Source organism: Pseudomonas sp. CM27 (assembly GCF_013179515.1).
GTDB lineage: Bacteria > Pseudomonadota > Gammaproteobacteria > Pseudomonadales > Pseudomonadaceae > Aquipseudomonas.
The window spans coordinates 1-11,971 of sequence record NZ_JABMCN010000187.1 but is presented as its reverse complement, the minus strand read 5'-3'; the positions used below and the strand labels follow the sequence as shown (position 1 = coordinate 11,971).

General features: G+C 54.8%; 12 protein-coding genes. All 12 read right to left on the bottom strand.

The features are described 5' to 3' along the window. Positions 1–960 (bottom strand): NAD-dependent epimerase/dehydratase family protein (locus HP547_RS20860; protein ID WP_172287318.1); only part of this gene is annotated, 960 nt, incomplete at its 3' end. Positions 961–963: 3 nt separating this feature from the next. Then, positions 964–1,998 carry a polysaccharide biosynthesis protein gene (locus HP547_RS20855; RefSeq protein ID WP_172227386.1) on the bottom strand — a complete coding sequence of 345 codons (1,035 nt, stop codon included), beginning with the start codon at positions 1,996–1,998 and terminating at the stop codon, positions 964–966. Positions 1,999–2,029: 31 nt separating this feature from the next. After that, positions 2,030–2,812: an AglZ/HisF2 family acetamidino modification protein gene (locus HP547_RS20850; protein WP_172227372.1), complete on the bottom strand. Its 783-nt coding sequence runs from the start codon at positions 2,810–2,812 to the stop codon at positions 2,030–2,032. Between the two features lie 14 nt (positions 2,813–2,826). Further along, complete coding sequence (gene hisH, locus HP547_RS20845; protein WP_172227374.1) at positions 2,827–3,441, bottom strand: imidazole glycerol phosphate synthase subunit HisH; 615 nt, start codon at positions 3,439–3,441, stop codon at positions 2,827–2,829. Continuing rightward, positions 3,438–4,586 (bottom strand): N-acetyl sugar amidotransferase, encoded by a 1,149-nt coding sequence (locus HP547_RS20840; RefSeq protein WP_172227376.1) that lies wholly within the window; start codon positions 4,584–4,586, stop codon positions 3,438–3,440. The genes hisH and HP547_RS20840 overlap by 4 nt, the downstream gene beginning before the upstream one ends. Then, entirely contained in the window at positions 4,586–5,872 is a 1,287-nt protein-coding gene (locus HP547_RS20835) for a glycosyltransferase (protein ID WP_172227378.1), read from the bottom strand. Before HP547_RS20835 ends, HP547_RS20840 begins: the two co-directional genes overlap by 1 nt. Next, positions 5,869–7,146 (bottom strand): hypothetical protein, encoded by a 1,278-nt coding sequence (locus tag HP547_RS20830; RefSeq protein ID WP_172287317.1) that lies wholly within the window; start codon positions 7,144–7,146, stop codon positions 5,869–5,871. The genes HP547_RS20835 and HP547_RS20830 overlap by 4 nt, the downstream gene beginning before the upstream one ends. 37 nt (positions 7,147–7,183) lie before the next feature. Next, positions 7,184–8,251, bottom strand: a complete 1,068-nt coding sequence (gene wecB, locus HP547_RS20825) for a non-hydrolyzing UDP-N-acetylglucosamine 2-epimerase (RefSeq protein ID WP_172227381.1) — start codon at positions 8,249–8,251, stop codon at positions 7,184–7,186. A 17-nt stretch (positions 8,252–8,268) separates the two neighbouring features. Continuing rightward, positions 8,269–9,522 carry an oligosaccharide flippase family protein gene (locus HP547_RS20820; RefSeq protein WP_172227383.1) on the bottom strand — a complete coding sequence of 418 codons (1,254 nt, stop codon included), beginning with the start codon at positions 9,520–9,522 and terminating at the stop codon, positions 8,269–8,271. Further along, the gene (locus HP547_RS20815) at positions 9,522–10,601 is read right to left on the bottom strand and encodes a DegT/DnrJ/EryC1/StrS aminotransferase family protein (RefSeq protein WP_172287316.1); all 1,080 of its coding nucleotides are present in this window, start codon (positions 10,599–10,601) and stop codon (positions 9,522–9,524) included. The genes HP547_RS20820 and HP547_RS20815 overlap by 1 nt, the downstream gene beginning before the upstream one ends. Beyond that, positions 10,598–11,185 (bottom strand): UDP-2-acetamido-3-amino-2,3-dideoxy-D-glucuronate N-acetyltransferase, encoded by a 588-nt coding sequence (gene wbpD / locus HP547_RS20810; protein ID WP_172231923.1) that lies wholly within the window; start codon positions 11,183–11,185, stop codon positions 10,598–10,600. Before wbpD ends, HP547_RS20815 begins: the two co-directional genes overlap by 4 nt. Then, positions 11,182–11,971, bottom strand: a 790-nt coding sequence (locus HP547_RS20805; RefSeq protein WP_172287315.1) for an SGNH/GDSL hydrolase family protein, incomplete at its 5' end; no start/stop codon positions are given. The genes wbpD and HP547_RS20805, both read right to left, overlap by 4 nt.

Here is an 11,971-nt window from a genome sequence, read left to right as displayed (position 1 = left end):
GGTCTCCAGTTCATAGAACTCGCCTGTCACCACCTGACGGAAACGGAAGTTGGCCTTGCCTTTGATGACCAGGAATTTTTCGGTTTTCGAATGATGGTAATGACCACCACGGGTGATGCCCGGGTGCGCCGTAAAATAGGAAAACTGCCCGGCTTCGGGCGTTTTCAGCATCTCCACGAAAACACCGCGCGGGTCGCCATACTTGGGCACCTCGTAGGTGAACGCGGCCGGAGGCAAATAGCTCAGGTAAGTCGAGTACAGAGCCCTGACCAGACCCACGCCGACGTTTTCGGTCACCAACGTATCCCGGCTGGCACGGAAGCGGCGTATTTGCGCGGCCAGCTCACCTACGCTGGTACTGTAGATCGGCTCTACCTCTACCAGGCCACTGTCAGGTGCTTCCCCATCCATGATGGCGAGAAACTTGCTGACCACGTCGTCAACATAGACCAGGTTCAATGCCGCAGATTCGTCATGAATGTGAATGGGCAGGTCGTGGGCAATGTTGTTGCAAAACGTTGCAACGGCCGAGTTATAGTTCGGCCTTGCCCATTTACCAAACACATTGGGCAGGCGGAATATATAGACCGGGCTGGCGTTCTGCTGGTGCAGCGCCGTCAATGCCTGCTCAGCCGCGAGCTTGCTGAGCCCATACGGATTGTCCCGCTCTGCCTGGGTGGAGGACGAGTACAACACAGGTATCTTGCGCCCGGACGCTCTTATCGCATCGCACAGCTGCTGGGTCAGCTCGCTGTTACCACTGTCGAACTCCGCAGGGTCCTGGGGGCGATTCACGCCGGCCAGATGGAAGATGCAATCCACTTCGGCGACCTTGAGCTTCAGGGCAGCCAGGTCATCGCCGCGAACAAACAGGTTCACTTCGATGTCCTTGCGCTCTTCGAGATGAACCAGCAGGTTGCGCGCAATAAAGCCGTTGCCCCCGGTAACCAGAACCTTCATCGCTCACTCCTCCGGTGTAGCGTGTTCGCCACGCTGGATAGCCTGGATGAACTCGAGCTTCAGCAGCAGTGCCTGCATGCCTGTAACGTCGAGGCGCTCGGTGTTGTGAGAGTTGTAATCTTCGGTACGGGAAATTTTTTCCTCACCTTGCTCGACGTACTTGCTGTAGTTCAGGTCGCGCAGGTCCGGTGGCACCCGGAAGTAGTCGCCCATGTCATCGGCACACGCCATCTCCTCCCGGCTAAGCAGCGCCTCGTAGAGCTTTTCACCGTGCCGTGTACCGATTACCTGGACCGGGTGCTCGGGCGTGCCAAGCAGCGCGGTCAACGCCTTGGCCAGGGTTTCCACAGTCGCGGCAGGTGCTTTTTGCACGAACAGGTCACCGTTGTTGCCGTGCTGGAACGCATATAGCACCAGGTCCACGGCGTCTGCCAGGGTCATCATGAAACGGGTCATGTTCGGGTCGGTGATTGACAATGGTTTGCCTGCCCGAATCTGTTCGATGAACAGCGGAATCACCGACCCGCGCGATGCCATGACATTGCCGTAGCGTGTGCCGCAAATGACCGTGTTGGTCTGGTCGAGGTTGCGCGACTTGGCCACCATGACTTTTTCCATCATAGCCTTGGAAATACCCATCGCATTGATTGGGTATACCGCTTTGTCAGTGCTGAGGCAGACCACGCGTTGCACCTGGTTCTGAATCGCCGCTTCCAGAACGTTCTCAGTGCCGATGACATTGGTCTTCACGGCCTCCATCGGGTGGAATTCGCAAGAGGGGACTTGCTTCAACGCGGCCGCGTGGAAGATGTAGTCGACCCCTCGCGTAGCATTCAACACGCCCTGATAGTCCCGGACATCGCCGATGTAGAACTTCAGCTTGGCGCTGCCGTAGCGCTTGCGCATGTCGTCCTGCTTCTTCTCATCGCGGCTGAAAATGCGGATTTCGGCAATGTCGCTTTCGAGAAAACGCTTGAGTACAGCGTTGCCAAAAGATCCGGTGCCGCCAGTGATGAGGAGTGTCTTACCTTTGAACATATGATCTGACCCTTGCGACGCGCGGTGGAGGTTAGCGGGCTCGGAGAGCGGAATAAATGATGTCATCTTTCTGCTGGGCAGTCGGGTAGCTGATCAGCACAGCGCGATAGGGCCCCTTGAAAACGAAGAAACTGCCAGCTGCCACGCCGACCACACCGCACGCCTTGACCACGTTGGCCATATCTTCGAGCGAGCCTCCCCCACCCAGAATGGTGATAGGGATATGCACCGCAGCGCGCAGCTTGCTGGCCAACTCCAAGTCGTAGCCCTTCATCTTTCCGTCATTCTCGATGGAGTTGAGCACGATCTCACCTACACCAAGCTTCTCCAGTTCTTGTGCAACTTCAACCACGTTGCGCTTGGTATTACGCGTGCCGTTGTGCGTCCAGACTTCCTGATGCTTGCTCAACAAGCGCGACTTGTGGTCCAGCACGACCACGACGCTCTGGCTGCCGATTTCCTCGGCAATCTGGGTCACCAGTCCTGGATTCTCCAGCGCGGCTGAACTGATGGCCACCTTCTCGACGCCCAGCTGGATGATCTTCTTGGCTTGCTCTGCGGTGCGAATGCCCCCGCCGTAGCACAGTGGCATGCGGCACTCGGCTGCCAGCTTGGCGATCTGGGTATAGTTGGGCTCTACACCATGAGCAGTGGCATCGATATCGATCACGATCAGTTCATCGGCTTCCTTTTCGTTGAAGATCTTCACCGCATTGATGGGATCTCCGACGTACTTCGGGTCCTTGAACTTGACCGTCTTCACCAGCCCCCCGTCTTGGATGAGCAGGCATGGGATAATCCGTGGTCTTAACATTTGTCAGTTCCCGCTCACAGTTCGGCGAAGTTTTTCAGCAGGCCGACACCGAAGTGGTGGCTCTTCTCAGGGTGGAATTGAACGCCGTAGACGTTCCCGGCCTGAACGGCGCAGCTGAACTCCAGCCCGTAGGAGGACATTCCGGCGCGGTGCTGGTGCTGCTCGCAATCAAAGAAGAACGAGTGCAGGAAATAGAAGCGCGCCTCTTCTTCGAAACCCTTGAACAAGGGGTTGTCGTCGAGCGCAGTTACGTCGTTCCAACCCATGTGAGGCAACGGCAGGTCGGTGAGGTTTGGCACCGACTTGAACGACCGCACGCACCCCGGCACCCAGCCCAGGCCGGGCAGGCGCCCTTCCTCGCTGCTGTTGGCGAGAATCTGCATGCCCACGCAAATGCCAAGTACAGGAACCTTGTGCTGCTGCACCAGCTCCTCAAGGGCAGGACGCATGCCCGACGCGTCAAGCCGTTCGATCGCGTGGTCGAAGGCGCCGACGCCGGGCAGGATCAGCTTGGTTGCGCCGTCCAGTTGCGCTGCGGTTTGCGCGACCGCAACCGGAATATGCAAGCGTCGATAGACGTTGACGAAAGCCTGGATGTTGCCCAAGCCGTAATCAATGATGGTAATCATCTGAACAGCCTTCTTTCCAATCCGATGGCGCTGAGCACTCTAGCCCCAATGCCGATCAAGAAACGTTTGTTTTTGTAGTCACGGAAGGTCTTGTTCTGACCTTCGAAAATGCCCTGAAGCTCAGGCACAGTCAAGTCCAGCTTGTGCGCGACGTACTCGAACTCGGATTTCAGGAAGTTTTCGTCCATCTCAGGCTTGGCAATGCGCTCAAGGGCTGCCTCGCGGGTCAGCTGGCCTGTCATGATCAGGCTGGAAAAATGCGCGCGGCGCTTTTCGTAGCCGAACTTGCGTGGCATCCAGTAATCTTCATAAAACCGCGTGAAGCGCGACTCATGATGTTTATGCTTGAATCGCTTCCAGCCGAACAGACGCTCCAACGTGGCCTCGGCATCGGCTTTGACGTAAGGCACCAGATTGAGTGGTTTTACGATCTGCATACCGAGGATGCGCTGGTAATAAATCTTGTAGGTCATGATATCAACCAACGGGAAGCTCTTCAGTGCCCGCTTGCCGAATTGACCGTGAATATCGCCGAACAGTGTCTTGTCGATACCGGGGTAGCCGCCCCACTCTTCCGGCTCGCGGCAGCACTCCGTGGAGTAGTTCGCCCCGGTCAGGACATATTTGATCTTGTGCTGGCGTGCGAACTTGTACAGCGAGGAGAAGAAGGCGGCATCCTGCGGCAGATCCTGGTCGGAAATCTGCGAACGCAGGAACGCGACTTGCAGGTCCTTCATCTCTTCCCAGTTGATTACGTCGGTATAGAGGTCCAGACCGAGGCCATCAACCAGGCGTTCAATGTTGCCCACCGCCTGGTCAGTGTTCCAGCCTGCGTCCACGTGGAACAGCAATGGTCTCAGGCCCATTACAGTCTTTGCGATGTAGGCGGCATAGGAGCTGTCCAGGCCGCCGCTCAAGCCGATGATGCAGTCGAAATCCTTGCCTTTGCCGTGTTCTTTAATCTTTTCTGCAAGCGCCATCAATTCGGACTGGCCGCGCGCGCCGGTATCCCAATTGGGCTTGATCTCGCGCGCAAAGTTCGCGCAATACTCGCAGACACCTTGCTCATCGAACGAAATGTTCGGATCCGAGGTGTCCATGATGCATGAATTGCAAATTCTGTAACCTGCATTATTGGCGTTCATTATTGCTCTCTTGCCAAGACTTGGCGGATGACATCTGTATACTGGTGTGCCTGTGCACGGCGCGACAGGCCTTGAGCGAAATCAGATACAACGTTCGCCTTGCGCTGATAGAAATCTGCAGCACTAAAGGCTTCGAAGAAGATATCCGATGTCACGCCAATCACGTTGTTTTCGTCTGCACGGCGGAGGAACGAACCAGCCAGCGTGTCCACCGAAATATCACCCAGGACCGGTCGCCCAGCGCCAATATACTCGAAGAGTTTGGTCGTCAGGATGCCTTGCGCACTGAGTGTCTGAGTGGATGAAGTTTCGGCAAATATCAGATAGTCCGACTCGACAATCAGCCGAAGCGAATCCTGGTAGGGCACCGCAGCATGGAAGGAGAACGCCGAGTCAATAGAGGGGTACTGCTTGACCAAGGCATCCTTTATCAAGTCCGCACCACCATAATACTCAATCTGGAAGCGCTCGAATAGCTGGGGTTGACTCGCCTTCAACCGAACCAAAGCACGCATTACATTATGAGGAACGCGCCCGGGGGAGACGATACCCATGTAACGCAGCACGACTTTCTCGGGCAAAGGCGGATTGGCCCGCAACCTTGCTGCATCCAGGACTTCATGATCGTAGCCGTTCATGATGGTAGCAACGTTGGGTGACATGGTCCGGTAGTACGAACTCATCGGTTCCGAAATGGTTACCAGATGACTGGCGTTCCCCACCAACCATCTGTCGATCTTTAGCTCCAGCCATTTGGCGAAGCGACCACCCGGCATCTCATGACACTCGCTGAAGTGATCTCTGTAGTCAAGTATGCACGGCACGTTGAAGCGTTTTTTGCATATGACTGCCGCCAGCAGCAGAGGCCAGGGTGGAGAAGAACCTATCACCACATCCGCTCTGTTCAGTACCGCTTTGACTTGAGCGTTCATCATCGGGCTGAGGAACGAGATCGCAAATGGCAAGCGTGGATCAGGGACCTGGCCCAGCACGTTGAGGACAACGTCCTTGATCCGGCGCTTGAGCGAGGGCTTTTCGGTATACATGGGCTCGAACGCTCCAGAGTTCTCCTGCGAGGCGCTCACGCGCCCTAACTGATCGAGCTCGAGCACCCGGACGCCTTCAGGATAAACCTCGGTAAAGCCACCGTCAGAGGCAGTTTTTCGGGTGGTGATCACAGTCACATCATGACCATCGGCTGCCAGGTATTTGGAGATGGCCTCAACCCGCTTTGCACCAGAACTGTTCACCGGCGGGAAATAATGCACTATAAAAACGATATTCATTTCACCTGCATCCTTAACGCACCCGACAGAACGTGATTATCGGAAATTTTTGTTTCATTGCTGCCCCCTAAACCAATCCTGATTAACAAAGCATGGAGCAGCATATAGGCAAATCCATTGCTGATCAGCATACCTATCAGCGAAGCTGAATACAGGGTAAAAGCGAAAATCGGCCACAGTGACTTGAATGCAATGTCCTGAGACAACCGAAACCACCTGAACACCTGCCCAACCAGCAAACTAAAGATTATGACACCCAGCCACCCAAAGTTCACATACGCATCTGTAATGTAAACCGCATTCGCATTGGCAATCTCATTCCAGCTTCCGAATTGGTGCTGAAAAACGTAGCGTTCGATATTCACACGCTCGGCACCGGTCAGCAGGGAAATCAGCGTACTCGTCGAACCCAGCAAATAATCGTTTTTCAAGACCTCGGCCTGCACCAGCAGGGTATCGGTCGCCGTAAAAAGAGGCACTGCAAGCGCACGCCAGAGGAAGTAATCCCCGGCGCCAGAAGGGAGATACTTCGATGAAAAATACTCAGCAAGCGGAGCACCTGACGCATTTAGCTCCCCCGCCTCCCCTCCGCCCAGCGAAAGAAAAACTGCAGCGACCAGTATCGTGATCGCCAGCCCCAGACAGACCACCAGAGCTTTGAAAGACAGCCTGCCAGCCAAGGCAAAACACACCATGACGGGTAGGAAAACATTCAAAAAGAGCGATTTCTGAAGGAAGCTGATACAAAATGCGAACGCGACTATCAAGAACAGATACCGCAGGGGTGATTTTTTAAGAAACATCAGCACCAGGCTATACGGAATCAGCACCGTTGTAAAAATAGTACTGAGGTACAGCAAAATGGTTTCAAACCCGCTCCGCCCCTTGAAAAAATCTCCTCTCTGCTGGCTTAGTTCATCAGCGCTTGCACCTTGAAGCGCACTGATCAACGGTATCGAGGGTGCGGTGTAGTAGGTATAGAAAGCAAAGATAAAAAAGAAGCTCCACACACAAAAATTGAACAGCCGACTGGGGACGATTACCCTGACAGCACCGACGCCGAACTGGCCATCTAGGACAGGCAATTTGTATCCCGCGACAAGCGCAATCAACGCCACCAGCGTCAGCACCGATAATTTCAGGAAATAGTCGCTCGCGCCGGCAAAAAAATAAAGCAAGGCAGGCATGAGGCCGTAGGTAACGCCTACCACAACCACAAATAGGTAAAACCCAAATCGTGGGGAAAACAGCTTGGCGCCGAGACTACTTTGCACTTTATCCACCCCTGCCTATAGTTGAATGGCTTGATGCTCAAGCCAAGCCTTTCAACACTTTGATGATGTTGCCGGCCGCATCGCCGTTGCCGTAAAGATTCTGTTCAAAAGCACTGGCAGTGGTCGCGCGCACGGCGTTAGCAATTTTGTCCGTCGACGCCCCTACCAAGGTATTCACGCCCCTTTGCACAAGTTCAACCCATTCGGTTTCGTCGCGCAGCGTAACGCAGTGCTTGCCATGAAAATACGCTTCTTTCTGCACGCCACCCGAGTCCGTCGCAATCAACTTGCAATTGGACTCGAGCCAGTTCATTTCAAGATAGCCAACAGGCTCAACGATGATGATGTTGTCCGCGACCTCAACACCCAGCGACTTGATTTTATTCCTGGTTCTCGGATGCAAGGGCAGAATGATGGTTTGTTGGGAACCCTCAAGCCCTTGGAGAATAGACCGCAACCTAGCTTCGGAATCGGTGTTCTCGGCCCGGTGAATGGTGCAGAGCACATATTCACCGGCATTGATATTCAACGCATCGAACCATGCGGGCTTTACCGCCTTGGATTTGTAGAATTCCGTAGCGTCACACATGACATCGCCAACGATTTCAATTTTTTCCTCGGCAACCCCTTCCTTGAGCAGGTTGGCTTTCGCCACGTCCGTCGGAGCAAACAGGACGGTCGACACGTGATCAGTCAGTAAACGGTTGATTTCCTCAGGCATGGCGCGGTTATAGGAACGCAGGCCGGCTTCTACGTGTGCGATTGGGATATGCAGCTTGACCGCAGCAATTGCACCCGCCAGCGTACTGTCCGTGTCGCCATAGACAAGCACCCAATCTGGCTTCTCCTTGAGCATCAACGCTTCCAGCTGCTCAATCATCCGTCCAGTATTCTGCCCGTGGGTACCACCGCCCAGTCCCAGACTGTACGTAGGCTTGGGAATACTCAATTCATCAAAGAACACATCCGACATGTTGCTGTCATAGTGCTGCCCCGTGTGTACCAGGACCTCTTTCACCGGAAAGTCAGCGCTAGCCAGGGCCCTGGACAGTACCGCTGCCTTGATGAACTGTGGCCTGGCACCAACAACAGTAAAAACTTTCATGCAAATACCCTCAAGATTCAAGCCAGCCGACGCTTTAGTATCCGCAGCGTCACAACGACATTAATCACGTACATCACAAACATCAGCACACTAAAACTCAGCAGAGCTTCGACAAAACTGAAGCCTGAGAGCGCAACCATCAAGAATCCAAGATTGGGCACGCACAACCTGAAAAAGTCCCATAGCAACTGCACATCTTGCCGTTCGATGACGTTCAGCGTCTGACTCAATGGTGACACCACAAACTGGCCAAAGAATAACGGGACAAGCACCACCATGAGGACGGCAGCTTCAGACCAGGTAGAACCAAATATGAACTCCACAGAATAGAACAGGCATACACCCGCGCCCGATACGATTGGCAATCCTAGCAGAGCCAAGTTTCGCAGCGCTTTTCTGTAAAAGACGATGACCTGATCTGGAGAGGTTTCGACAACCCGAGGGATTTCCGCAAGGTAGACATTCGCAATAGCCGTACCGAGAAAGGCCATGGGCACCCCCATGGCACGCTGGGCGAGGGCGAACAAACCCGCTTCATGCATGCCAAATGCATAGATGATAACGAAAGGCGAGACATTCAGTGCCGCCGCATTCAACAGCGCAGCTGGCGCCGCCATCACCGGAAACCGTTTATATTTTTTCGCCAGTGCCACTAGCCGCAGTCTACTCGGGCTGCTGCGCCCGCGGAACGCCTTGATGACGATTCTCGCTCCTGCGGCGCCCTGGCTAATCACATACCCGAGGATGAGTGCGCCGCTGCCAAGCGCAGCGAGTCCCGCTGATACTTGCAGCACAGATTGAACGACACTCCGCTGAATGTTGGCTGCAGTCAGCCCGGAAAAGTCCTTGTTGCGGATTGCCAGGTAACTGGCAATTTGAAATGCCCCGGCAAACAACAGTCCCGGCGGAATAAACCAGCAATAACCCGGCAGCTCAACGAACGGTGTTAGCCAAGCAACGACGATCAGAAGAGTCGCCGCCAAGCCAAGTCCCCCCAAGACACAAAACGAGAGCACGGCCACTTCAAACGCCTGCTTCGCCGATTTGGCCTGGGGAATGGCCAGCTCATATTTCAGGGAGGCAAGCGCTATGAGAATCGTGAGCACCGACGTGAACGCGACAAGAACCCCGAAGCTTTCCGGGCTAAACAGCCTGGTCAGCAACGGGGTAACGGCAACGATCAGTCCCTGCGAGACCAGAGCGCCTCCCGCCACCAATAATACCGAGCGAACAAACCCCGTATTCAACCTGGAATAGAACCGGGCGCTCATCACTTTAGTGCTGCAGCCACAAGTTCAACATCATCATCGGTCAGGTAAGGGTGCATCGGTAGGCTCAACACCTGCTCTGCAACCTCATCACCCACGACAAGACTGACCTCGCTGTCCATTACTGCGGGCTGCTTGTTCAGAGGGATAGGATAGTGAACAACGCTCGGGACCCCGGCGCGCCGCAGTTTCTCCTGGACCTCCGCCCGATCATTCACGCGGATCGTGTACTGCGCGTAAACACTGGTAGCGTGCGCTTCCACATGAGGAATGCTCAGGATGTCAGCACCCTGCAACCGAGAAGCATAGCGTTGTGCGACATTTTGGCGAAGCGCTACTTCATCCGCAAAAATATCGAGTTTCTGCAAGAGTATTGCAGCCTGCAGGGTATCCAGTCGGCTGTTCATACCGATACGAATATGGTGGTAACGCCTGTCCTGACCATGTCGGGCAATTTGCCGTAACACAATAGCCAGGTCATCATCACTGGTAAACATGGCGCCACCGTCGCCGTAGCAACCCAATGGTTTACTCGGAAAAAAACTGGTACACGCAACTTTGCTCAAGTTACCCGAGCGTTTGCCCTTGTAGCTTGCACCGAAACTTTGGGCAGCGTCTTCAATTACCGGTATACCGTACTTATCCGCGATTGCGTTGATAGCATCGAAGTCAGCACATTGGCCGTACAAGGACACAGGGATGATTGCCTTGGTCTTTTTAGTGATACTGCTTTCTAGCAAGCGCGGGTCAAGATTATATGTTTTTTTATCAATATCCACATAGACAGCTTTAGCTCCGAGCACCGCAGCAGCTTCAGCGGTAGCAATGTAGCTAAAGCCTGGAGTAATGACTTCATCACCCGCCTTGACACCCACGGCCATCAGGGCAATCTGCAGGGCATCAGTGCCATTCGCGCAGGTGATGCAATGCTTGGCGCCTACAAACGACGCCAGCTTTGCCTCGAGCTCGGCCACTTCGGGGCCTAGTATATATTGGCCATGGCTCATGACGCGCTGGATGGCAGCATCCAGCGAGTCTTTGATACGCGCCTGTTGTTTTTTCAGGTCGATGAACTCGATCATTTCGAAACTTCCATTTTGTGCAGAATGCTTCCTTCCAGCGTGTAGCGAGCACCGCTGTGTTCGCACAATACCACTCCGCTACCCGACACCGGCAAGTCCAGCTGCTCACCGAATTCGCTCATCCAGCCGATCTGCCGGGCGGGCACCCCCACCATGAGGGCATAATCCGGTACGTCACGATTTATCACCGCACCGGCCCCAATGAATGCGAATTCACCGATCGTGACCCCACAGACAATCGTGCAGTTCGCCCCAAGGGTCGCGCCCTTCTTCACCCGGGTATCCCGGTACTGGTCCTTGCGTTCGATGAGCGAACGCGGGTTGTAGACATTGGTGAAAACCATGCTTGGACCACAGAATACGCCTTCCTCAAGCGTGACGTTGTCATACACAGACACGTTGTTCTGAACCTTGCAACGGTCGCCGATCACGACCTTGTTGCCGACAAAGACGTTTTGCCCGAGAGAGACCCCCGAGCCGATCCGGGCACCGCCGCAGACATGCACGAAATGCCACACGCGCGAGTCTTTGCCGATCTGCGCGCCTTCATCGACGATTGCACTGGGATGCTGATAATGATTCATTGCTTGAGACTCACGCTGGATTGAGTTTGGTCGAACAGCCGTTTCAGCTGTTCACCTGCAAAATGCCCGTAGCGACGCGCGCCGATTTCATTCAGATGGTGAGTGTCTTGGTAGATAAGCTCGCCATGCTCGTAGGGCGCATCAGCAAAAAAGCCCGACCGGGAGAAATCCACATACTGCACGCCTGGCCTCCCCGCAGCGAGCCTTTCCACCTGCGTGTTGGCGACCCGCCACTCCTCATTGAAGGCCAGACCGGCCGGCAGCCCAAGCTCCCGAAACCTGCGTACCCTTTGTACATCGGAGCGAAACATCGGCACCTGCCCCATAATTACGACCTGCTTGTGCGCTGATGCAGCATCATCCAGAAACCTCTGCAGCGCTTTGACAAATGCAGGATTCGGCATCTGGTATTGCCACATTCCGGCGACGATTACCTTGTCCATTGTCGCCAGCGCCTGTTTCACTGCGATGATCTGCTCACGGCAAGCGAGCTGCGCGTACTCAGGAAGTCGCTCTACATCGAAACCCGGGATTGGCACACAGCTGCTGGCAGTAAGCACGCGGTAAGCAATGCCCTGCTCGCTGCCCGCCTGATCAAAGAAGTAGTTGAGTTGGGCAGCGTGGCTGTCACCAATTACCAGAACTGAGGGAGCGACGCTGGCCAGGCCGCGCTTGCATTCACCCACTTGCTGCCCGTGGCAAATCAGCTCAGGGGCTGCATATCGAGCCTGTTCGATCGGTACCGGGCCAACCATCACCAAGTTGAGCCGGGCACTCAGCAAGGCA

What these genes read in the sequence shown, in the direction of transcription:
- HP547_RS20850 (WP_172227372.1), bottom strand. Translation starts at nt 2,812, where the DNA reads ATGTTAAGACCACGGATTATCCCATGCCTGCTCATCCAAGACGGGGGG.
- HP547_RS20840 (WP_172227376.1), bottom strand. Translation starts at nt 4,586, where the DNA reads ATGAACGCCAATAATGCAGGTTACAGAATTTGCAATTCATGCATCATG.
- wbpD (WP_172231923.1), bottom strand. Translation starts at nt 11,185, where the DNA reads ATGAATCATTATCAGCATCCCAGTGCAATCGTCGATGAAGGCGCGCAG.
- HP547_RS20835 (WP_172227378.1), bottom strand. Translation starts at nt 5,872, where the DNA reads ATGAATATCGTTTTTATAGTGCATTATTTCCCGCCGGTGAACAGTTCT.
- HP547_RS20855 (WP_172227386.1), bottom strand. Translation starts at nt 1,998, where the DNA reads ATGTTCAAAGGTAAGACACTCCTCATCACTGGCGGCACCGGATCTTTT.
- hisH (WP_172227374.1), bottom strand. Translation starts at nt 3,441, where the DNA reads ATGATTACCATCATTGATTACGGCTTGGGCAACATCCAGGCTTTCGTC.
- HP547_RS20820 (WP_172227383.1), bottom strand. Translation starts at nt 9,522, where the DNA reads ATGAGCGCCCGGTTCTATTCCAGGTTGAATACGGGGTTTGTTCGCTCG.
- HP547_RS20815 (WP_172287316.1), bottom strand. Translation starts at nt 10,601, where the DNA reads ATGATCGAGTTCATCGACCTGAAAAAACAACAGGCGCGTATCAAAGAC.
- wecB (WP_172227381.1), bottom strand. Translation starts at nt 8,251, where the DNA reads ATGAAAGTTTTTACTGTTGTTGGTGCCAGGCCACAGTTCATCAAGGCA.